The 22,181-nt window shown below is 44.8% G+C and carries 16 protein-coding genes; 10 read left to right on the top strand and 6 right to left on the bottom strand.

Going from position 1 to position 22,181, the window contains the following annotated elements; all coding sequences use genetic code 11:
* The first annotated feature begins 34 nt into the window (after positions 1-34).
* Positions 35-1,981, top strand: coding sequence for a sigma 54-interacting transcriptional regulator (locus tag AC1DU2_RS26265; protein ID WP_477362022.1), 1,947 nt, complete (start codon positions 35-37; stop codon positions 1,979-1,981).
* Here the strand turns inward: AC1DU2_RS26265 and AC1DU2_RS26260 are convergent.
* Positions 1,978-2,661 carry a YoaK family protein gene (locus tag AC1DU2_RS26260; RefSeq protein ID WP_477388086.1) on the bottom strand — a complete coding sequence of 228 codons (684 nt, stop codon included), beginning with the start codon at positions 2,659-2,661 and terminating at the stop codon, positions 1,978-1,980. The two genes, AC1DU2_RS26265 and AC1DU2_RS26260, sit on opposite strands and share 4 nt — an antisense overlap.
* A 20-nt stretch (positions 2,662-2,681) precedes the next feature.
* On the bottom strand, positions 2,682-4,052 hold the full coding sequence (locus AC1DU2_RS26255) for an alginate export family protein (protein ID WP_477362018.1): 1,371 nt from the start codon (positions 4,050-4,052) through the stop codon (positions 2,682-2,684).
* Between the two features lie 417 nt (positions 4,053-4,469).
* Here AC1DU2_RS26255 and AC1DU2_RS26250 point away from each other — a divergent pair, with 417 nt between their 5' ends.
* Positions 4,470-4,763, top strand: a complete 294-nt coding sequence (locus AC1DU2_RS26250; protein WP_477362016.1) for a hypothetical protein — start codon at positions 4,470-4,472, stop codon at positions 4,761-4,763.
* Between the two features lie 5 nt (positions 4,764-4,768).
* The gene (locus tag AC1DU2_RS26245) at positions 4,769-5,137 is read left to right on the top strand and encodes a hypothetical protein (RefSeq protein ID WP_477362014.1); all 369 of its coding nucleotides are present in this window, start codon (positions 4,769-4,771) and stop codon (positions 5,135-5,137) included.
* On the opposite strand, the gene AC1DU2_RS26240 is transcribed toward AC1DU2_RS26245, so the two are convergent.
* The 3 genes from AC1DU2_RS26240 to AC1DU2_RS26230 all read right to left on the bottom strand — a co-directional run bounded on the left by AC1DU2_RS26240 (position 5,134) and on the right by AC1DU2_RS26230 (position 10,680).
* Positions 5,134-7,086, bottom strand: coding sequence for a sigma 54-interacting transcriptional regulator (locus tag AC1DU2_RS26240; RefSeq protein ID WP_477388084.1), 1,953 nt, complete (start codon positions 7,084-7,086; stop codon positions 5,134-5,136). The genes AC1DU2_RS26245 and AC1DU2_RS26240 overlap by 4 nt on opposite strands.
* A 10-nt stretch (positions 7,087-7,096) precedes the next feature.
* Positions 7,097-9,340, bottom strand: coding sequence for a tetratricopeptide repeat-containing sensor histidine kinase (locus AC1DU2_RS26235; RefSeq protein ID WP_477388082.1), 2,244 nt, complete (start codon positions 9,338-9,340; stop codon positions 7,097-7,099).
* A 122-nt stretch (positions 9,341-9,462) separates the two neighbouring features.
* Positions 9,463-10,680 (bottom strand): sensor histidine kinase, encoded by a 1,218-nt coding sequence (locus tag AC1DU2_RS26230; RefSeq protein ID WP_477388080.1) that lies wholly within the window; start codon positions 10,678-10,680, stop codon positions 9,463-9,465.
* A gap of 342 nt (positions 10,681-11,022) precedes the next feature.
* Here AC1DU2_RS26230 and AC1DU2_RS26225 point away from each other — a divergent pair, with 342 nt between their 5' ends.
* The 7 genes from AC1DU2_RS26225 to AC1DU2_RS26195 all read left to right on the top strand — a co-directional run bounded on the left by AC1DU2_RS26225 (position 11,023) and on the right by AC1DU2_RS26195 (position 21,446).
* Entirely contained in the window at positions 11,023-11,805 is a 783-nt protein-coding gene (locus tag AC1DU2_RS26225) for an alpha/beta hydrolase (protein ID WP_477362006.1), read from the top strand.
* Between the two features lie 12 nt (positions 11,806-11,817).
* Positions 11,818-13,605, top strand: a complete 1,788-nt coding sequence (locus tag AC1DU2_RS26220; RefSeq protein ID WP_477388078.1) for an amidohydrolase — start codon at positions 11,818-11,820, stop codon at positions 13,603-13,605.
* Positions 13,606-13,647: 42 nt separating this feature from the next.
* Positions 13,648-14,652 (top strand): MBL fold metallo-hydrolase, encoded by a 1,005-nt coding sequence (locus AC1DU2_RS26215; RefSeq protein ID WP_477388076.1) that lies wholly within the window; start codon positions 13,648-13,650, stop codon positions 14,650-14,652.
* Positions 14,653-14,684: 32 nt separating this feature from the next.
* Positions 14,685-15,614, top strand: coding sequence for an alpha/beta fold hydrolase (locus tag AC1DU2_RS26210; RefSeq protein ID WP_477388074.1), 930 nt, complete (start codon positions 14,685-14,687; stop codon positions 15,612-15,614).
* A gap of 399 nt (positions 15,615-16,013) precedes the next feature.
* Entirely contained in the window at positions 16,014-17,657 is a 1,644-nt protein-coding gene (locus AC1DU2_RS26205; RefSeq protein WP_477388072.1) for a glycoside hydrolase family 43 protein, read from the top strand.
* A 49-nt stretch (positions 17,658-17,706) separates the two neighbouring features.
* Positions 17,707-19,323, top strand: a complete 1,617-nt coding sequence (locus AC1DU2_RS26200) for a hypothetical protein (RefSeq protein ID WP_477388070.1) — start codon at positions 17,707-17,709, stop codon at positions 19,321-19,323.
* 98 nt (positions 19,324-19,421) lie between these two features.
* Positions 19,422-21,446, top strand: a complete 2,025-nt coding sequence (locus AC1DU2_RS26195) for an alginate lyase family protein (protein ID WP_477388068.1) — start codon at positions 19,422-19,424, stop codon at positions 21,444-21,446.
* 112 nt (positions 21,447-21,558) lie between these two features.
* Here the strand turns inward: AC1DU2_RS26195 and AC1DU2_RS26190 are convergent, their stop codons facing one another.
* Positions 21,559-21,942: a DUF1801 domain-containing protein gene (locus tag AC1DU2_RS26190; RefSeq protein ID WP_477361992.1), complete on the bottom strand. Its 384-nt coding sequence runs from the start codon at positions 21,940-21,942 to the stop codon at positions 21,559-21,561.
* Positions 21,943-22,181 lie beyond the last annotated feature (239 nt).

Here is a 22,181-nt window from a genome sequence, read left to right as displayed (position 1 = left end):
GCTATAGCAACAACTACCGGTTTCATATCACAGCATGAATAAAAGAATACTTATTGTTGAGGACGAATTTATTATTGCCGATGTACTCAGCAACATCCTTATAACGGCCGGTTATGCGGTTTGCGGCATTGCCGATAGTGCAGCCGAAGCGCTGGAAATGATTAACGGACATCACCCCGAATTTGTGCTCCTGGATATTTATCTAAAGGGAAAACAAACGGGGATAGACCTTGCACATCACCTCGCCGAAAAGAATATCCCTTTTATCTACATTTCTGCCAATTCAAACCAAAAGGTATTAGAGGCTGCTAAAGTAACTAACCCCTATGGCTTCGTGATAAAACCCTTTCGGGAAAAGGATGTATTGATAGCTTTGGATATTGCTGTTTACCGTCATGAAAATCAGTTGGAGGACGGTTTACGACAAAACGCCGTACTGCAAAAAAAGGCCGCGGAGATTTTGGCCTCAACAGTGAGCTGGGAGCATAAGGTGTTGCAAATGGGTAAAACGCTACAGCCATATATCCCGTTTGAATTTTTATCTGTTGGGATGAAGCAGGATGCAGAGGATAACTTTTATGAAATAGGCTTTTCAAGAATCGGGTTTGATGAATATCAACTGATAGGCTGCCCTGAGCTGATGGTGATTACGAACCGTAAACTACATGAATTAGCCAGGCTAAAAGCCAATGATACCGTTGACCAGATGGCTACATGGTATGATGAAAATGAGTTGAACGCGCTGCTGGGTAAGCCATCCTTAAAAAAATTATTTGCCGATACCTATAGCCTGCGGTCGCATTTGTCATTACCTGTTACTTTGGCCGATGGAAAAATATGCTGCTTTAATTTTTACAGCCGCCGGCCCGACGCTTACCAGGCCGACCATTTAGCGCACTGCAACCGCTTGCTGCACTTGCTAACCAGCTTTATGGAAAAAATGCTACGCGCCGCAAATAGCCCGCTGGCCCATAGTTTACCAAACTACACGGTGAAGCAATCGTTTACCGATATTGGTGAGCCTAATCCGTTTAAGGGAATTATCGGCAATAGTCATTTATTGTTAACCGTTTTTGATCATGTGGTGCAGGTTTCCCGCTCCGATTCTTCCGTACTTATCTTGGGGGAAAGTGGTACCGGAAAGGAAAAAATAGCCGAGCGTATCCATTCGCTATCATTACGTAAAGACAAGCCCTTTGTACGCATTAATTGCGCGGCATTGCCAATTTCGCTCATCGACTCGGAACTTTTTGGTCATGAGAAAGGCGCTTTTACAGGGGCGTATGAAAGAAAAATTGGCAGGTTTGAACAAGCCCACACCGGTACCATCTTTTTAGATGAGATAGGCGAGCTTCCCATCGAGTCGCAATCGAAGCTATTGCGCGTGCTGCAGGAGCGGGAAATAGAGCGGATAGGAGGGCGGGTAACCATCAAAACAGACGTACGTATTATTGCGGCGACTAACCGCAACCTGGATAAGGAGGTTGCCGAGGGCCGTTTCCGGCTCGATCTGTTTTACCGCATCAACGTATTCCCGATAGTGATGCCGCCCCTCAGAGAACGTAAGGAGGATATTGCCGATCTTGCCAACCACTTTTTAAATATTTACGCCCGCAAAACAGGTAAAATAGTCAGAGGCATCTCTCCGCAGGTACTGGAGAACATGAAGCATTACCATTGGCCCGGCAACATCCGCGAGTTGGAGAACCTGGTAGAGCGTAACGTATTGCTCACCCGCGATGACATGATCAGCAATATGGCGTTGCCCACCCAATTGGAGCAACCGCTGGCAGCCCCACTTCCCGAAACCATCGTGACTACCATGAGCGAGGGCGAGCGTGCCCATATTTTGGCCGCACTTAAAAAGTGCAATGGCAAAATATGGGGCGAAGGCGGTGCCGCCAGCCTGTTAAATATTCCGCCCACTACGCTCAACTCCAAAATGAAAAAGCTGGGTATCCGTAAGGATTTTGGTGCTTAGGCGCCCAATGCAATATTTTTCCCAAACATTTTATTTGCGGCCAGCCATACCAGCATTAATGCGGCAGGCAACAATACCGCAATTAAACCAAAATGTTTAGCCATCAACGCGCCGGCCAGGCATCCCAGCAAAAAGCCGGTTATTAACGTGGCTTGTTTTTTAAAACTTATCCACGTAGCGGCATCTGCCGGGCTGGTAAAATATTTAATAAAATCGAGCGAAGCCTGGGTTACATTGCCGGTCATAACTGTAGTTAAGCCGTAAGTGGCTTTGTTGTACAGTTTGCCAAAGGTATTCTGGAATGCCATGGCCACCACAATAATAAGGGCTATCAGCTGCGCCTGCCAGCCGGTTTCCTGCCCACCTGTAAGTCCTATCGCAAGCAGGCCGCTCACAAATAATAAAATACCTTCCATAATTAACAGCAAGTACATGTTTGCCCACTGTTTTGCCAGCCAGCCGCCCAGCATAACCGCCAATACAAATACCGGGAAGGTAAGCAGTTTTTGCCAGCCATACGCATTAGCGTGTTTGATAATGTCATAAGCAAAAACTATAAAATTGCCGGTAACATGTGCCGAAAACAATTCGCCCGCGGCAACAAAAGTAAGCGTATCGCAAAAGCCGGCTATAAAGCACAGCAGCAGGGTGGTATTTCTTATTAGCTTTTCGGTGTCCATAGAAATTAAATGCCTTTTGTTTAAAATTTTAAGGTAACAGTGCTGCCAAACATCAGGATATTTTTGCCCGGTCCGGCTTGCTTTAAGTAATCGCCGGCGCTAAACCAGGTAACTTCTTCCCTAAAGTAAAGGTATTTATTGGGTGTATAGGCAAGTTCGGTGCCCAATTGGTGGCCTATTTGTTTAGATGTACCTGCTTTGCCCGAATAAATGAGCTTGCCGTTTACAGCATACAAACCATCGTTGCGGTTCAATCGCCAAAACATATCGTAATCTTCGGATAGGGTTAGCTTTTTGGTAAGCGCAAGGGAAATGTAAGGGTGAGCGTCCAGCAAGTTATATGGCCCTATCAGGGCGGCTAATCCAAAATAAGCACCTTTGGGAAACAAAGGGTTAAATGTATTCAGCCTGCCATCGCCGTAGTTTTTATCGCCGCTAATGGCTTCGGCTTTTAAGCCTATTTGCGGCTCAAACTTTACCTTGTTAAAGGTATATGATATGTTAGATGATAATGTCCAGGCGTAAATGTCGCTGCCGGCAAATTTGCCAAACTGGTAAAGCCCCTCCATATCATATTGCCAGGTGGGGGTGTTCGCCCATATCCGGGCGCCCACAGAATGCCTGCTTTCGCGGCCTTTACCATCATCAAATACCGCTGTTTTTTTAAGTATGCCAAAATAATAAAGGTCAAAGTTTTGGATTACAGGTACTTTGGTAATGGCCGCATAGGTTCCCCAAAACCGCGTGTTGCTGTTAAAGGCATCGTCAAAAATATCTGGCCGTGCCTGTACATAATTCGAATAAAAAACGTCAAGCTTCAGGTTTTTACTGCCATACATCAGCTTTGCCGCATCAAAAGCCTGCCTGTTGTTAGGCGCTTCGCGCACGGCAACCAAACGTTGCGAGCCGTAGGATAATTCCTGCCTGCCCAACCTTAATGTAAGGCTTTGGCCGCCTTTTAAGATGTTGGCATAATCAACAAAAGCCTGGTGCAGGTCAAGCAGGTTTTGATCAACCGGCGATGGTGTTTCCACTTCGCCATTGGCCATGCTGCTTTGCAATTGCACAAATGCCCTAAAGTGCTTGCCTGCATGAAAATCAACGTGCCCAAGGTAACGGGTAAGGATAAAACCATTGTTGTCAGCAGGTGCTTCGCCCCAGTTCTGGTTTTTAAAACGGAAATACTGGTAACGCACCTCGCCGCCAAAACTAAAATAAGTGGCTTTATCTTTAGTTACGGGGTTAAACTTAAGTTGATGGTACCAATTGCCGGATGTATCTTTTGCCAACGGGGTATAATTTTCATCGTACCTAAGCGATTTAAACGGGGCCTCCTGCGCCAAACATGCGCAGGAGGTAAACAAGACAAGTAGGGTAGCAAGCTTCTTCATAGGTGTGGTATTGTAGGGCGTGTTAAATATTTTAACAAATACTAATCAATAGCAATGCCTTTGGTGTAACTATTTGATTATCATTAATTTGATATTTGAATTGCCTTATGCGCTTAGCTGTATTTCGAAAATTGGTCGGCCATTTTACGATATAACGTTGTTATCATGTTAAAAAGAGAAAGGCTCACCGACGACAGAAATCGAAGTTTTTATGCCTTGATACTATCAACTTGTTATGGCGTGTAAGAAGCCTAATCACCAAATGTCGTTGCCGCTCAATAAATTTGCGAAATAGCGTTAGTTATTAATAGTTTTATGTTTTTAAGTAGCTTGTTATCAAGTATTTAATCAATTGGAACGAAGTTTGAAAACGGGGTAGAGTCATTTATATATCATTACCTTAAAACCAACCTCGTTATGAAACAACAGCCCCTAAAGAAACTAAACCGAACCCTCACCAAATGGGTTATCAGTCTTCACCAAAAAGGTTATACCGATGATTTCCTGGCCGTCAATAAAGAAAAGATCCAGTGCATCCAAAACGGCGAAAGTTTTGCAGTACAGGACTTAAGAATAAGCCTGATCGATTGCGGTTACGATTTGCTTACGCGCACCTATCAATACATCCATACCATTGATACCCAAGTAGGTTGCCGGGGACTGCTTATCACCAACGGCATATTACCGCTAACCTGTAAAAGCATAAATTAAACACGATGAAAAACAATCCATCATTTAAAAAACAAGAGTCGGCAGTGTTACGGTGCCACCTGGAGGCATGTTTGGTGGGCATATTTACAGGGGAAATAATAAACGAATACCTGGTGGCATATAGCATCCGGTCAGATTTTTCGTTGTTATCCGTTAATGTTAACCAAGCAACAAACTTGCCGCAAATTAAGCTGGCTTATGCCATTTGGCTGGGCATGCAGGCTACAGACAGGCATGCTGTGTTGGCTAAATTCCAATGCCTGTACGCGACATTACCGGCCGGCGCTGCCGGCGGCCAAACGTTAACGTTCTGCACTGTTTTTATACATGAATTGGCGGGCATCCTGGCCAAAGCCATGCAATGGCCCGATTAAAGGTCGGATACATGTTTGCGGGTGATACCTAAACGCTTCATTTTTGAATTGAGTGTGGTTGATGGCACATCAAGCAATTCAGCAGCGCCACCTGGCCCCGAGATGCGACCATGGCATTTTTTGAGTACCGATAAAATATAGTCCCGTTCATTATCATCGATTGATTTTACCCTGGCTGGTTCGGCAACATTTTCGGTAACGCCAACTTTGTTTGCAATGGAAATTCGTTCAATCACCATGCCGCGGTTAAGCAATACGCTTCGCTCTATCAGGTGCTCCAGTTCGCGCACGTTGCCAGGCCAATGGTAGGCAGCAAGATCATTCAATGCCTGGGCTGATAATGACATCCCCGGTTTACCGGCACGCTCGCCATATTTTTTTACAAAAAAGGCGGCCAGTTCGGGCAGGTCTTCCTTCCGCTCGCGCAGTGATGGTAAAAGAATTGGGAAGATGTTCAGCCTGTAGTACAGGTCTAACCTAAACTTTCCTGCGGCAACTTCTTTTTCCAGGTTGCAGTTGGTGGCGGCAATAACCCTTACATCAACCTTTAAAGTTTCGCGGCCACCCAGGCGCTCAACTTCCTTTTCCTGCAAAACCCTCAATAGTTTCGATTGAGATTCAAGAGGCAATTCGCCAATCTCGTCCAGGAAAATGGTGCCTCCGTTTGCCTGTTCAAATTTGCCTATCCTTCTATCGGTGGCACCTGTAAACGCGCCTTTTTCGTGTCCGAATAATTCCGATTCGATGAGGTGGGTGGGCAACGCCGCGCAATTAACCACCACCATCGGCTTGTTTTTACGGGCCGACAAACCATGAATAGATTTGGCAAAACGCTCCTTACCCGTACCACTTTCGCCTAATATTAGCACCGATGTTTCCATCGGTGCTACCAGGGTTAGGTGGTCTAAAGCGGTAAGCAACAAATGGCTGCTGCCAATAATACCATCAAAACCCGGCTTTTCGGACTGCTTTGATTGTTTGCCCGGTAAGCTAACAGGCTGTTCTTTCGCTATTGCTGCAGATGGCGACGCGGTATTTAAAATGCCCTCAATGGCAAGTGCCAGAACTTTTTGAAGCCTTTTAGTTAAAGCCAGGTGCCGACTATGGTAAGCATCGGCTTTACGGCTGTAAAAGGAAATAGTATACCCGGTATGCCCGGCCACAGGGATAAATACGGATAAGTTGGCGGTCATTTTAAAGGCGCGTGCGGCCATGTTCTTTTCAGTGTTTTGACGGCAGATAGCTATAAAATCGGCCTCGTTATAAATGGCCGATTGATAGTCGTCTGCAGTTGGCTCCTGCATACGTAACAGTTCCTGTTTTTTTAGGCCAGTCATGGTAAGCAGCTCATCAAAGCCTATAACCTGGTATTCGTTGAAGCCAAGGCGCAAAAAAGCGCGCCCGTTGTAAGGCAGGCTATCCAGGTTTTTGAGGCCTATGGCCAGGTAATCAAAGGGGATATGCGGCTGCAACTGTTTAGCTATTTTAAAAAGCTTTTGGTCCCAGGCTAAGGTATCGCCAATAATATCCATCAATGTTCCCTGTAGCAGCATCTCGTTATTTTTACGTGCCGCCATATTTTGCTCATGCAGGTATTGGGCTATTTCCAGGCTCACCAGTACATCCTTTTCCCTAAAGGGCTTCACCATAAAGCCGTAAGGGTTGGTGGCTTTGGCCTCTTCCAATATTTTCTGGTTGGAGTTTGCCGATAGGTAAACAAAGGCAATGTTTTCTTCGCTTAATTCAAGGGCAAGGTCTATCCCGGTTAGCCGCCCTTTTAAATGAATATCAAGTAAAACCAGCTGTGGCTGATATTTGGCCACCATCGCTCTTGCTTCTTCTACAGAATCGGCAATACCGCAAACATCGTAACCGGCGTTTTCCAGTATAATGGAAAGGTCATTGGCTACAATAAACTCGTCTTCTACAATCAGTATTTTTTTACTCATAACAAATTGGTTAAACCACTTTTAAAAGTGTTTCGTTAACAAAATCAACTTCAATAGTTATTCCCTGCCCGTTCTCAACCTTAAGGCTGCCACCTAATTGTTTGCTAAGCCCCCGCATTAAGCTCATGCCCAATGATTTACTTTTGGATATGTCTACGGTAACCGGGAAGCCCACACCGTCATCGTGGATTTTAAGCGCAAAGCAATTTTGGTTCTCCACAGCTAAACTGATGGTGATTTTACCGCTACGGTTATTAGGAAAGGCGTATTTAATGGCATTGGTAATGGCTTCGTTCAGTATCAGCCCAAGGGGTACCGCACGGGTCACATCCAATTCGGCCGATGCAATATCCATTTCAAATTCAATGCGTGTACCGGTATCAAAGCTGTCGCGCAGGTAGTCAACCAAATCGCTGATGTAGGCATGTACATCTACCAGCGCCAGGTTATCTGATTGGTAAAGTTTCTGGTGTATCAATGAGATGGATTGCATCCGGTGCTGGCTTTCGCGGATAGCATTATAGGCGATATCGTTTTGCAGGTAGCTGGATTGGGTGCTTAACAGGCTGATTACTATCTGCAGGTTGTTCTTAACCCGGTGATGGATCTCTTTCATCAGCCACTCCTTTTCCTGCAACAGGTTATCTTTTTCGCTGATCAGAAGCTGCAATGAAGCGTTCTTTTGTTCTATCTCCAGCCGCTGTGTTTGTAACTGCTGGTTCACCCGTTGTTTTGAGCGATACCCCGAGTAACTTATCGCTAATAATATAGCTAATAACACGGCCCCGCCAATGATGAGTTTTTGCGTGGTTTTTTCCTGGTCAAGATTTATTTTTTGCAGCCTGGCCTGGTTATTCAACAGCCTGATGCGTGCCTCCCTGGCTGTTAGTTCCTGGTCTTTTTTTTCGGTTTCAAACTGGATTTGGAGCTGGGCTGTTTGTCGGCTTTGATTTTCGTTCCACACCGAATCCTTTATTTTGCCGGCTATCCTATAGTTTTTATATGCGGCGGCAAAATTATTTTCGACCGAATCAAGCCGGGCCTCATGATCGTAAGCCACAGACATCGCTATAGGATTGTGCTGTTTGGTTGCTGATTTTTTAAAAATGTTTAAATGTTTACGTGCCGGTACTATTTGCATAGTTGTTGTGTAATAAGCGGTTAAAACAATTTGAACCGTGAGCTGATAGCCGTCATATTGACCCATATTTTTGCTGGCCGCCTCTACCCGCAGGCTATATGCCAAAGCTTCTTTAAACATTTTCAGTTTTGTAAAGCACCTTAACAGGATAAGATCTATACCAATATGACGGGATATCTCATCGGCGGGATATTTGCTGATTACTTTTTGCAACAGTGTTATGCAATCGTTGAACCGGTATTGCGAAGTGAGCACCTGGGCAATGTTCACATATTGGTTTAGCTGGGTTGATACATCGCGGTTTTTTACCGCAATTGCGAGCGATTGTTCAAAATATAGTTTAGCACGTTCAAATTGTAACATATGGTAATAGGTGATCCCTACCCGGTTATACACCGCGCAAGCCTGCATAGTGGTGTCCTTGCCTTGCTCTGTCATTTTAATCGCTAATAAGCCATAGGTCAGGGCATTATTTAGGTTTCCGGTCATGGAGTAAACACTGCCCAGTAAATCATATAAACTTTCTTTGTCTATGGTATTTGTATACCGGATAAGCTTAAGCGCCTGTAGCAAATACTGCAGTGCTTTTGAAAAATTCCCTTGTACCTGGTAAAAATCGCCCAAAACCTTTAGTGTAGCTTCCTGCCTGTCCTTTGCAGGCGATTGTTGGAAAAAGGGTAGTGCCTGTTCATAATAAGCTATACGTACATTTAAATCTGTACCGCCAAAGGCCTGGTAATATTCCTCCATTTTTAAGTATGCTTCGGCCGCTTCACGATACAGGTTGTTTTTTAAAAATATCGCGATAGCTTTACGAACATAGCCGTTACATGCCGCGCTATCTTTTTTTAACTGGTAGGTTTTAGCAAAAGCCATATAGGTATTCCCAAGGCCTTTGGGGTAATTAAGAGAGGTGCTTAACTTTTCGGCAGCGCCGCCATGAGCAAGGGCGCTATTAAGGTCTGCCGGCAGGGGCTTGGCTATGCTATTATAGTAAGCACAAATTTGCAGCAAAACGGTTACCCTGCCGGTATCTGCCTTGCTTTTTTGCAGGCTGCTTTTTAACGATGTTAAGTTTTGCGGTTGTGCAATAACACCAAAACCGCAGGTCATAAAAAAAAAGGCTAATACTAAAACCCTAACATACACATACATTCTTCTGCAACAAATCATATTCTTTTCTTACGCGGGTTTTAAACTGCAATTGACGTGCCTGTATTTTATAGTTCTGATTATTAGATTTTTGAGTTGGTTTTATCACGATCTGTGATTTGTGTTAACGTGTCAAATGGCGATATTTCGTCATTCGGCGTACCGGCGGCGAAAACAGGTTCCATCGGGAATCCGATAGCTATCATGAGGCCTTTTTTGCCCTGGATGGCCAGTTGCCCGCTTATCTGCTTACACATACCCTTTATTAAATTAATGCCTAATGATTTGCACAGGTCGATGTCAAATTCGGGCGGCAGGCCTATTCCATCGTCCGTTACTGTAAGTTTTAGGTCGCCGTTATCATCGCCACTTAATTCAATGGTTATACAGCCATGCTTATCGGCAGGGAAGGCGTATTTTATAGCGTTGGTTATCGCCTCGTTCAATATCAGTCCAACAGGTACGGCCCGCAGCACATCCAGTTCAATATCGGCTATATGCTGTTTAAAAGTGATGCGGCTACCGGTCTCGAAATTTTGTTGTAGATATTGCACCAGTTCGCGGGTGTAATCCTGTATGTTGATGAGTGCGCGGCTTTCAGATTGATACAGTTTTTGATGGATGAGTGATATGGATTGCATGCGGTGCTGGCTTTGGCGGATGGCGGCCGATGCCTGTGGATCATTCAAATAGGCAGATTGGGTGTTTAGCAGGCTGATCACCACCTGCAGGTTGTTTTTCACCCGGTGATGAATTTCTTTTATCAGTAGTTCCTTTTCATCAAGCAAAGTATCTTTTTGCCCCGCGGTTTGTTGTAGCAGTTCATTTTTTTGGCTAATGGCTTTTTGCTGAAGTTGCAGCCGCAGGTTTGTCCGCATTTTTACCCGGTATTGAAAATAGGTGAGTGTGAGTAACAGCGCCGCTACCATAGCTACCGCGATGATAATATTACGGATAGATTTAGCCTGCCGCAGGTTGTTGGTCATCAACTGGCTTTGGCTGATGAGCAGGCTGATGTTGTTTTCCTTCAGCTTTATCTCGTGGTCTTTTTTTTTCGTTTGATATTGTTGCTGAAGCTGGGCTACCTGGCGCTGTTTGGTAACTTCAAGCACCGAATCTTTGAGGCTTAGATATTGGTTTAAATGCTTTAACGCAGAAAGATAATCCTTACGAATGGAATCGGCCCGACTGGTTTTTAGTAATATATCCAGGCGGATAGAATCGGCTGCCGTGTTACTGGTTTGCCCGTAAGTTGCTGTGTGCAAAATAAAGAATAGGAGTGTAGCTAAAGTTGTCCTCATGCAGGGAACGCCATTACATAAAGCACGCCAAGGCATGTTATGGTGCGGGTTTTAATGATAATAGGCCGTTTTACGTTCATTTAGCTATAAAAACAGCCTCTTGTAGCGATGCAGAGCCTTTACATATCGTTGCCCAATATGGTGGCAACGATATATCGTTGTGCTAAAAAATACCGTCCGGCTTACCTTATGTCGTTGCTAAACGTCACCGGATTACGATATAAAGCAATTATTTATTTTGATAAAATTTTAACTAACTGATTTTTAGGTGTTTGTATTGATGGCGTGCCAGTTGTCAATTGTGGTTCATATCGACATAAAAGAATATGAACACTACACAATATGAAAACGACAAATCCTAAAACCATTGTTTTTATTACCGGCGCGTTTGTAAGCAGCGATTGCTGGAACGAGTGGAAAACCTATTTTGAGCAACAGGGATACAATACCTTAGCACCGGCCTGGCCACATAAGGATGCACCTGCCTGTACCTTGCGTCAAAGGCATCCGGATGCCGAAGTAGCTGGTCTGCGTTTGGCCGGGTTAACCGATTACTACGCAGGCATCGTTCAATCCCTTCCAGAAAAACCGATACTGATAGGCCACTCTATGGGCGGCCTGATAACCCAGTTATTGTTGCAAAAAGACCTGGCTGTGGCGGGCATTGCCATCCATTCATTACAGCCGCAGGGCGTCTTTACCTTTAAGCTTTCCTTTTACAAAGCGGGCTGGGGGGCATTGGGTTTCTTTACCGATGCCGCTAAAACCTACCTCATGTCGTTTCCGGAATGGCAGTATGCCTTTACCAACGGCATGCCCTACGAAGAGCAAAAAGAGGCTTACTACAAACTACTGGTGCCAGAATCGAAACTGGTGGTGCGTGATGCTACCACAAGCGCAGCTAAGGTTGATTTTGCCCGTCCGCATGCCCCTTTGTTATTTCTATCCGGTAGTTCGGACCACTTTATCCCTGCATCGCTTAACTACAGCAATTACAAAAAATACAGTGATAGCGCATCGGTTACGGCTTACAAAGAATTTCCTGGCCGTAATCACTTTGTACTTGGCCAACCGGGCTGGCAGCAGCATGCCGATTTTATTTTAAAATGGCTACAAAACATCTAACCCTACATACCTATGAAAAATTTAAATTCAATTTTAACAAGGCTGTTTCCGCTGCTGCTGATAGTAACCGTTAGCGCGGCATCAGCTCAACAGCAAAAAGCCGATCTGATCATCTACAACGGCAAGGTTGCCACCATGGCCGCCCCCGGCGAATTTAAGCAGGCTATTGCCATGCAAAACGGCCTTATTATGGCCACTGGGGGCACGCAAGCCATTTTTAAATCCTACAAAGGTGCCAAAACCCAATTGGTTAATGCAGGCGGCAAAACGGTTATTCCCGGCTTAAACGATAGCCATATGCATGCCATTAGGGAGGGGCTAAACTTTAACATGGAACTACGCTGGGATGGTGTAAAAACCCTGAAACGGGCCATGGAAATGTTAAAAGAACAAGCCGCCAGGACCCCGCCGGGAGCATGGGTAAAAGTAGTAGGTGGCTGGAATGAATTTCAGTTTGCCGAAAAACGACAGCCTACTATTGACGAGATTAACGCCGCCGTGCCCGATAAGCCCGTATTTATAACCTACCTGTACGGTAAGGCTTTCCTGAATAAAAAAGGTATAGAGGTGCTTGGTTATGATAAAAATACCAGCTACCCCGGTAGCGTGGTAGAACTGGACAAAGATGGTAAACCTACCGGCCTTTTGTATGCCAAAGAAACGCCCATGGCCATTTACCGCACGCTTGCCCTAACAGGTACTTTAACACCCGATGAAAGGATCAATAGTTCGGAACACTTTTATCGCGAGATAAACAGTTTTGGTATCACCAGCGTGGTTGACGCTGCAGGCGGCTCCCAAAATTATGATGCCGATTACCAGGCTTCGCTCGCGCTGGCCAAAGCCGGGAAGTTAACGGTACGTACCTCGTATTACTTATTTGCCCAGCAAAAGGGAAAAGAGTTTGCCGATTATGAAAAATGGATAGCCCAGACTCACCCTAATAAAAATGACCATATCCTGATGGCAAATGGTTACGCAATGGAAGGCGCCGGCGAAAACCTGATAGCTACGGGAGCCGATTTTGAGAATTTCCTGGAGCCGCGTATTGTACTATCGCCGGATATGGAAACCGACCTGGAGCCTGTTATACGCCTGCTGGTTAAAAATCGCTGGCCCTTCCGTTTGCATGCTACTTATGGCGAATCGATAGACCGGATGCTTAACGTGTTTGAAAAGGTAAATAAAGAAACCCCTTTTAACGGCCTCCGCTGGTTTTTTGACCATGCCGAAACTATTACCGACCCTGAATTGGCCCGTGTAAAAGCCCTTGGTGGCGGGGTGGCAGTTCAATTCCGGATGTATTTCCAGGGCGAACTTTATACCAAAATGTACGGGCAGCCCAAAACACAATTGCCTCCCATAAAAAAGATGTTGGCAATGGGTATCCCGGTGGGTATGGGCACCGATGCGCCGCGGATATCTACCTATAACCCCTGGATGGCCCTGCATTGGCTGCTAACCGGTAAAACCATTGGTGGTATGCAGTTTTGGCCACAAGACCAGGTGTTGGATAAATTCACCGCGCTACAATTATATACATCGGGCAGCGCCTGGTGCTCGGGCGAGCAAAATGTGAAGGGCAAACTGGTTAAAGGCATGTATGCCGATATGGTTATCCTATCCGACGATTATTTTGCTGCATCCGCAGAAAAAGTTAAAAACATCACCGCCTTAATGACCGTGGTGAACGGAAAAGTTGTTTATGCAGCCGGTAAATACGCGGCTCAAAACCCAGCCATTCCAGAAGTAATCCCCGCCTGGTCGCCGGTAAAATACTTTGGCGGTTATCAAAAATAAAACATCAATAACCCTGCATATATCCTTAAAAAAAACAATAAAATGAAAACACTTATCTTAAAATTATTGGCCATTTGCCTAACGCTAACCTGCCTGCATGGTGGTGCATTCGCTCAAATGCCGCCAACAATACCTATTTGGGATGCCAATAAAGTAACCCTTGGGCTGCATAAAATTAACAACGACATCTATGCTATTATCCCAACCACAGCCGAAACAGAAACCACAAAAGGCATACCCCAGGCCACCACGGGCGGTTTTATTGTGGGCGAAAAAGGAGTATTGCTGATAGAAGTAATGCTTACCAAACGTTTGTATGACCAGGAAATACAGCTGATCCGGTCTGTAACCGATAAGCCTGTTATTTTAGCGGTTAATACCAGCGATCATGGCGATCATTGTTTTGGCAACTACCTGCTGCCGGCATCAACTCTTATCATCCAAAACGAATATGCGAAAGAAAACCTGGCAAAAAACTACAATGGTATAAAGCAATTTATGGTGACCTTATTTGGTGCCGACAGGGGTATTGAAAACACCGTGTTTCGCCCGGCTGATATTGTGATACCTAAAAACAGCAACCTTAAGGTGGATATGGGCAAGGGTAAAATAGTCGAACTGCTAAATGTAGGCACCGCCCAATCGCCCGCCGATCTGTTTGTGTGGATGCCTAATCAAAAGGTATTTTGGGCGGGCAACCCATTCATTGCCGAAAGCCCCGCAATTCCCTGGCTGTTTGACGGCTTCTTTTTAGAGCCTGCCGCCAACCTGAAAAAGGTATATGATTTTTTACCCGACGATGCCATTGTAATACCGGGGCATGGCCGCATTACCAATAAAGCCGGCATCAAATACACTATTGATTATGTGGAAGAACTGAAGAAAGAGGTAGAAGCCGCTGTTGATAAAGGACTCACCCTTGAACAAACCAAAGATGCTGTAAAAATGAAGGAATACGATAAAGGCTACGTGCTGTTTAATTGGCTCCACTACAATTTTAACCTGCCCAATGCTTATAAAGACATCAGCGATAACAAAAAAAAATAAATATACATAACAACTAAAAAACGATAGAAATCATGAAAGCAATAACAACAATTAAGCACTTGGTGCTGGTCCTGGTATTTACCGTGGTAGCCTGCAGCGTATCAGCGGCTATTATACCTGCCAACCCACCGTCTAATTTTAAACACCAGTATGCTACGGTTAACGGCGTTAAAATACACTATGTAATAGGCGGCAGGGGCGAACCTTTATTATTGGTACACGGCTTTGGTCAAAACTGGTACATGTGGAACAGGTTACTGCCCGAGCTATCCAAACACTTCACCGTTATAGCACCCGATATGCGCGGTGTTGGCGAATCAGGCAAAACAGCCGGCGGGTACGACAAAAAGAACATGGCAGTTGATATGCACGAACTGATGAAAAAATTAGGTTACCAACATATCAACCTGGCCGGGCATGATATAGGTTTGATGGTAGCTTATGCTTATGCAGCACAATTTCCTGCCGATGTTAAAAAGCTGGCCTTAATGGATGCTTTATTGCCAGGCATTGAACCGGTATGGAGCCAGGTAAAAGCGCAAGCCTGGTGGTTTGGCTTTTTTGCACAGCCACACGCCGGCGAATTGGTTTCGGGCAAAGTTGGTTTATTCTTTACAGATTTTTGGCCGGTTGTGGGTTTTCAAAAGGATGCCTTTACAAAAGCCGAGAAAGCAGAGTTTATCAGGGCTTATTCGGTTCCCGGCGCAACTACAGGTGCTTTCCACTGGTTTGGCTATTTTAACCAGGATGCTAAGGATAACATTGAGTTTGCTAAAACAAAGCTGACTATGCCGGTGCTGGCCATGGGTTCTGATCATTTCGCCGCACCCTTCCTGGCAACGCATACCAAATTGGTAGCTGAAAATGTGCAGGAGTCGGTAATTAAAGATTCAGGCCATTGGGTAGTGCAGGAAAATACCCCGCAGGTTCAAAAAGATTTATTGGATTTCTTTTTAAAGTAATTACCATTATAAACAGTAAAAGCATCTTTCTATGTGGAAGGATGCTTTTACTGTTTTATACGAATACGATTTGTTATAATAAACGCAACATGCATTTACTGAAGGCATTTTGTCATTCACTTACAAAGCACTTGTCCACTTTATTATCAGAAGGTATATAGAATATACTTTGAATCAATCGATGTTATCAGGCATAGGCGGCTGTGGATATTCGTCTTGAAGAAAAAGATATAAGCTCCATCAGCCTACGGGTTTAGGATTTGGTGCATTATCAAAAAAATTGCTCAGTTTCTAAGCCAGTCTCATTTCTTCTCCCCCTTATTTGACCTATTTTCCTCCCTTGCGAATCTTTCCTTTGCCCTACTTTTGAACTATATTTGGCTAATTTGTTATAAAGCTATGAACAATAAGATGGTGGTTTTTTTTGTTGCCCTATTGAGCGTTATATCGGTTGCCCATAATGCGATAGCACAAATAGATCCCTTTTCAAAAACATGGGTATCAGATCAGGGAAACGGTACGTATAAGAACCCTGTTCTTTATGCAGATTATTCAGATCCCGATGTAATACGTGTTAAAAACGATTATTACCTGGTAGCATCCAGTTTTAATTGTATGCCCGGTTTGCCCATTTTGCATTCCAAAGACATGGTTAACTGGAGGCTGATCAATTACGCACTAAAAAAACAAATCCCTGAAATTGTTTATGATAAACCCCAGCATGGCAAAGGCGTTTGGGCGCCCAGTATCCGTTTTCATAAGGGCGAGTTTTACATTTATTATCCCGACCCGGACTATGGTATTTATATGATTAAAGCCAAAAATCCGGCGGGCGCCTGGAGTAAACCTTTGTTGATTTTGCCGGGCAAGGGCGTTATTGACCCTTGTCCTTTTTGGGATGATGATGGCAAAGGCTATCTCGCAGTGGCCTGGGCGGGCAGCCGTGCCGGGGTTAATAGTTTGCTGACCGTTTTTCAGTTAAATGCTGCAGGGACGGGCGTTACCGATGACGGTAAGCATGTTTATGATGGCCACGATGATAACCATACTGTAGAGGGTCCTAAATTTTATAAGCGCAACGGGTATTATTACATAATGGCGCCGGCCGGCGGCGTAGCTACCGGCTGGCAGCTTGCCTTGCGATCGAAAAATATATATGGTCCCTATGAAGCTAAGGTAGTGATGAACCAGGGTGGAACCACGGTAAATGGTCCACACCAGGGTGCGCTGGTCGAGACACAAACCGGTGAGCCCTGGTTTATTCACTTTCAGGATAAAGGGCCTTATGGCAGAGTTTTGCACCTGGAGCCTGTTAAATGGGTAAACAACTGGCCAGTGATTGGAAAAGATGATGATGGTGATGGAAAAGGAGAACCGGTACCGGTTTTCAAAAAGCCCGATGTGGATAAACGTTATCCGATAGCAACACCTGCTGAAAATGACGAGTTTAACGCTGATAAGCCCGGTTTACAATGGCAATGGCATGCCAACCCCAAAATTCAATGGAGCGCACTGATTCCCGGCTCGGGTTATTTACGGTTGTTTGCTTATCCAACAGATCAGGACGCGGTTAACCTTTGGCCTGTTCCAAACCTGCTGCTACAAAAGTTCCCGGCTCCTGATTTTACTGCAACCACCAAAGTAGACTATAAAGTGGAATGGGGGATATGGCAAGGTAAGAAGGCAGGCTTGCTCATTATGGGAAATGACTATTCGTACCTGTCTGTCTCTAAAGATGAAAAAGGATTTAAAGTAAACCAGGTTATCTGTAGGGGAGCATTAAATGGCAATTTGGAGGAGGTTTTGGCTGAGGAAAGGATCAACCAATCTGCAGTTTACTTACGGGTGCATATGAGTTCGCCCGATGCCCGGTGTAGTTTTAGTTATAGTGAGGATGGGATCAATTTTAAGGATATTGGACAGCCGTTTTATGCGCAACCCGATAAATGGATAGGAGCAAAGATGGGCTTATTCTGTATCAGCAAGCCTGATGTACGCATGGGAGGTTATGCCGATTTTGACTGGTTCAGGGTGACACCATAATACAATCAGTAATGAGTTTATAAATCAATATTTTAAAGTATTAAACTCCATGGCTCGTAAGATCATTGTTTTGTTGCTGACTGTTCTGGTTCTGGTTAGTAATTGTAAAGCTCAGGATAAACCCGAAGATCACGTATATCAGTATAGTGTAAAGGTTAGCACCCGGAATGCTTATTTATGGATACCACCAAATTGTAAACATGTTAAAGGTGTAATTGTATCCCTGGCTAATTTGCTGGAACGTAACTGGCTGGAGGATCCGTTCATCCGGCGCACGGCTGCTGAGATAGGTTTGGGTATCATTTGGATTGGGCCTGCACAAAGGGGAGATCAATCTTTAACTGCTGATATGAAACCCGGAATGGAAAAAGTATTTCAGCAAATGATGGGTGATCTGGCACTGGAATCGGGTTATCAGGAATTAAAAACGGCCCCGGTTATCCCCATGGGCCACTCGGCTAACGGGCATTTTGCCTGGACCTTTGCAAATGCCTTGCCCGAACGAACTATAGCATGCATCCCCGTAAAAACTATTCCATTACCTGATTCCCTGAATTTTAAAAACATTCCGCTTTGTTACATCGTGGGCGAAACTACCGAGTGGCCGCAATACCGTGTGCCCGACCCAGCCACCCAACCTGGTGACCGTGACTTTTACTGGCCGGTGGTAAAACAAACCGCATTAGCTTTGCGTGCCCGTGATGCCCGTAACCTGGTTAGTGTAATTGTAGATCCCGGCGGAGGGCATTTCGATTGGTCAGCACACCTGGCAAGATTTATCGCATTGTATATCCGTAAAGCATGCCTGTACCGTTTGCCCGAACAAAGACAGTCGGCCTTAAAACCGATTGAAAGATCATCGGGATGGTTAACAGGTACAGGCGGGATGGAAAAGGATGAGTTTTTACCTGCCCCTTATAAATCATTTGAGGGTAATAGCGCTAATGGATATTGGTTTTTTGATCAGGAAACGGCGACAGCGGCCATGAGGTTTGAAGGCGACCGTGTAAGGCGCAAAAGGCAAATGCTTACTTTTATACAGGATGGTCAGTTATTGCCGGTTGCTAAATTGGGTTTTGCGGCCTTGAAGTTTGAACCAGAACAAGGCGGTGTTTCATTCCAGCTAAAAGGCGGTTTTTTATCAAAAATGCCCCCGGAGCTTATTGGTGGTGGCCAAAAATTGGGGCATGCGGCAGGCCCCATTAGCTTTAGGGTAATCACTGGCCCGGCAATACAAACAGGCCCCTCTTCATTCAGATTACAATTTGACCGGTCGGGTATGGGAGGTGATCTTTGGATACAGGAAGAAAATGCAGGCGATGACGAATATCGGCATGCGGTACAACCTGGCAAGATGACCATCCCTGCTAAATTAACAACTGGTAAACCCCAGAAAATAACATTTCAAAAAATACAAGATGTTAAATATGGTACCAAAGAACTTGCTTTACATGCCAGGTCAGATTCGGTATTACCTGTGGATTATTATATTATTTCGGGACCGGCATATGTGGAAAATAGCGCCATTAAATTTACACCTATCCCTATTAAAAGTAAGTACCCCGTAAAGATTAAAGTAGTAGCTTATCAATGGGGGAGCGTAACAGAACCTTTGTATCAATCTGCGGAACCGGTTGAACAAACTTTTTATGTAACCAGGCGATGAACCTTGTTGGTATATCGCGAAGCACAAGGCAAAAAGTTTTTAGCTATTACAGTCATGTAAAATGAACATCTTATAAATTACAATACCATAAATAAATCATGAATTATATAAAAGGAATATGTTTACTTCTGCGCTGCTTTTTATTATTGTGCCTGGTTAATTTTGCAAGGGCGCAGTCGTTTACACATCCCGGATTATTGCAAAACACGCAGGATATAGAGCGGATGAAAACAGCAATAAAAGAAAAGCAGGAACCGATATACAGCGGGTTCCTGGTTCTTCAGGCTTATCCGCAATCACAAAATACCTATCGTATGCAGGGGCCTATGGAAATGGTAGGCCGGAATCCGACTATTGGGCAGGGTGTTTATGATGCAGATGCTAATGCTGCTTATCAAAATGCATTGATGTGGGCGCTTACCGGTCAACAACCTTATGCCGATAAAGCTATAGCAATTGTTAATTCCTGGTCATCAACATTAAAATCAATTACCGGGCGCGATGCTGTATTAATGGCCGGGCTTGGCCCATTTAAAATGGTGAATGCTGCCGAGATACTCCGCTATACCCATTCGGGTTGGTCTGCAGCGGATATCGAAAAAACAGAGAATCATTTTCATGAAGTGATATACCCGGCTATCAAAGATTTTGCTCCGTTTGCCAACGGTAATTGGGATGCGGCAGCCATGAAAACAATGATGGCAATAGGTGTTTTTTGCAATGACCGCCCCATATTTGAACGGGTTTTACACTATTATATTGACGGCCCAGGCGATGGAAGCCTGGTTAATTATATTATTAACGACGCGGGTCAATGCCAGGAAAGCGGCCGGGATCAAAGTCATACACAACTGGGCATAGCCCATTTAGGCGATTGTGCGGAAATGGCGTGGCACCAGGGATTAAATTTATATGCTTATGCAGATAACCGTTTACTAAAGGGATTTGAATATACCGCCAGATATAACCTTGGGCAGGATGTGCCTTACGTACCCGCAATGGACAGAACAGGTAAATACTTGCATCAGCAGCTATCATCAGAAGGCAGGGGGAAGCTGCGGGCGGTGTACGAACAGATCTATAATCATTACGTAAATCGTATGGGTTTAGCGGCGCCCTATACCCGGCAGGCGGCCGAAAAGATGAGGCCGGAACAGCAGGGGCTACCAGGTGCCGACCATGTGGGTTTTGGAACGCTGCTCTACTCCAGAACGGCATCGGTAAACGGGAAATATGATGTCAATACCATTCCGGCAGCGCCGGCAGGTCTGGTAGCTAAAACCTCGTTAAACGGCAATACTGTAACCTGGGTATCTTCTGTGGGCGCGGATTATTATACTGTTAAAAGAGCAGGGAACAGAAATGGACCTTATTTTGTTATAGCCAGCCATATCACTAATCCGTTATACCAGGATAGTAAAGTATTAAAAGGGAAAACCTATTACTATATAGTTTCTGCGGCTAATAAATGGGGCGGGGGCGCAGATGCTTATCCGGTTAGCATTACAACGGGGTTCCGTGCAAATTGGGAACAGGCAGATGTTGGAGATAACAGAGAACAAAAAAGCGCCGCGGTTTTTGATGGACGGCAATTTACCATAACAGCAGGCGGAATGGGTATTGACAGCTTAAATAATCAGTTTAAATTTATTTATACGGCCTTAAACGGCGATGGGGCCATCACATGCCGGTACGTTCCCCAGGTTAGTTCACAGTTTACCAATTTTGGCCTGGTTATCCGCGAAGGATTAACGGTTAATGCGCCGCAGATAGCTTTAGTGGTAAAACCTGAGCCATCGGGTCAGGCGGAGGCGCCAAGCTGGCACACCAGTCTCCTTTTCCGGGAGTTAGCAAGAAATGGAACAAAAACGGTTACATCAAGCCAATCGCTTGCGGAGCCTGTAGTTACTTTCAGTCGCCTCACGGGATATTATTGGCTCCGTTTACAGCGAAAGGGCGATGTATTCTCAGGTTACTCTTCAGTTGATGGAAAAAACTGGATAAAAATAGGTTCAGTAACTGGCCAAATAAAAAAATCGTTATTAGCAGGCCTGGCTGTTTCTTCCGGCTCAATGGCAACGCCTACTACCATTAGCTTTGATCAGGTCTCTTTGGAGAAATAATCCCACTTTTAATTGATCATGTTTATAATCATTTATGGGTGCGGCAGATAAAACGTAAGCAACTGCCCCGAACAAGCCCCCAAATTTGGGACGAGTACAGTTCATTGGCCGGCTATTTTCTTTTCCGTTTTTCCAGCATATCTGCTATACTTATACCCGAACATGCAGCGATCAGTGTGGCCAGGGCTGCGGCAGGCATTTCGGATTCATCTTTAAAATTGATGCAACCCTTCTGGAATTTAGCATCCGGCAGCAGCTTTTCAAATTGCTGGTACAGCGCGGGGTTCATGTACATGGGCAGGCAGTGTAACGACATGTAAGCCTTTGCACTGGCCAGCCCGTATTTCATAACGCCGCGTTCCTCGTATAAAATCATTTCTTTGCCCATCATCAGCTTGATGACAGGGGTAATTGTTGGGTCGTTAGCTATGATTGCCTCATGCAGTGTGGTCAAAAAGGCCTGCCTTTCTGCGGGTGCATCGCTGATAAATTTCATAATGCCAGGGAAATCGCTTTTAACTTTTTGAAATAGGAAAAAAGGTGTATATTTAGGATATAAGTGATTCAGGTCAAAAAAATGGCCTTTTCAAATCCCGAATATCGAGCCCACCAAGTTTTTTGTCCTTATTTTTCCAGCATGAAAGACCCGCGCAGAACGAACAAAGGGCATCATCTTTACCCGTTGGAAGAAATCCTGTTTTTATGTATATCAGCCGTAATCAGCGGCATGGATGA

This window comes from Mucilaginibacter sp. P4_C11, assembly GCF_056402115.1.
This window is presented reverse-complemented; position numbering and strand designations above follow the sequence as displayed.

Coding starts and splice junctions, on each gene's coding strand:
- AC1DU2_RS26265 (WP_477362022.1), top strand. CDS start 35: ATGAATAAAAGAATACTTATTGTTGAGGACGAATTTATTATTGCCGAT.
- AC1DU2_RS26260 (WP_477388086.1), bottom strand. CDS start 2,661: ATGGACACCGAAAAGCTAATAAGAAATACCACCCTGCTGCTGTGCTTT.
- AC1DU2_RS26255 (WP_477362018.1), bottom strand. CDS start 4,052: ATGAAGAAGCTTGCTACCCTACTTGTCTTGTTTACCTCCTGCGCATGT.
- AC1DU2_RS26250 (WP_477362016.1), top strand. CDS start 4,470: ATGAAACAACAGCCCCTAAAGAAACTAAACCGAACCCTCACCAAATGG.
- AC1DU2_RS26245 (WP_477362014.1), top strand. CDS start 4,769: ATGAAAAACAATCCATCATTTAAAAAACAAGAGTCGGCAGTGTTACGG.
- AC1DU2_RS26240 (WP_477388084.1), bottom strand. CDS start 7,086: ATGAGTAAAAAAATACTGATTGTAGAAGACGAGTTTATTGTAGCCAAT.
- AC1DU2_RS26235 (WP_477388082.1), bottom strand. CDS start 9,340: ATGACCTGCGGTTTTGGTGTTATTGCACAACCGCAAAACTTAACATCG.
- AC1DU2_RS26230 (WP_477388080.1), bottom strand. CDS start 10,680: ATGAGGACAACTTTAGCTACACTCCTATTCTTTATTTTGCACACAGCA.
- AC1DU2_RS26225 (WP_477362006.1), top strand. CDS start 11,023: ATGAAAACGACAAATCCTAAAACCATTGTTTTTATTACCGGCGCGTTT.
- AC1DU2_RS26220 (WP_477388078.1), top strand. CDS start 11,818: ATGAAAAATTTAAATTCAATTTTAACAAGGCTGTTTCCGCTGCTGCTG.
- AC1DU2_RS26215 (WP_477388076.1), top strand. CDS start 13,648: ATGAAAACACTTATCTTAAAATTATTGGCCATTTGCCTAACGCTAACC.
- AC1DU2_RS26210 (WP_477388074.1), top strand. CDS start 14,685: ATGAAAGCAATAACAACAATTAAGCACTTGGTGCTGGTCCTGGTATTT.
- AC1DU2_RS26205 (WP_477388072.1), top strand. CDS start 16,014: ATGAACAATAAGATGGTGGTTTTTTTTGTTGCCCTATTGAGCGTTATA.
- AC1DU2_RS26200 (WP_477388070.1), top strand. CDS start 17,707: ATGGCTCGTAAGATCATTGTTTTGTTGCTGACTGTTCTGGTTCTGGTT.
- AC1DU2_RS26195 (WP_477388068.1), top strand. CDS start 19,422: ATGAATTATATAAAAGGAATATGTTTACTTCTGCGCTGCTTTTTATTA.
- AC1DU2_RS26190 (WP_477361992.1), bottom strand. CDS start 21,942: ATGAAATTTATCAGCGATGCACCCGCAGAAAGGCAGGCCTTTTTGACC.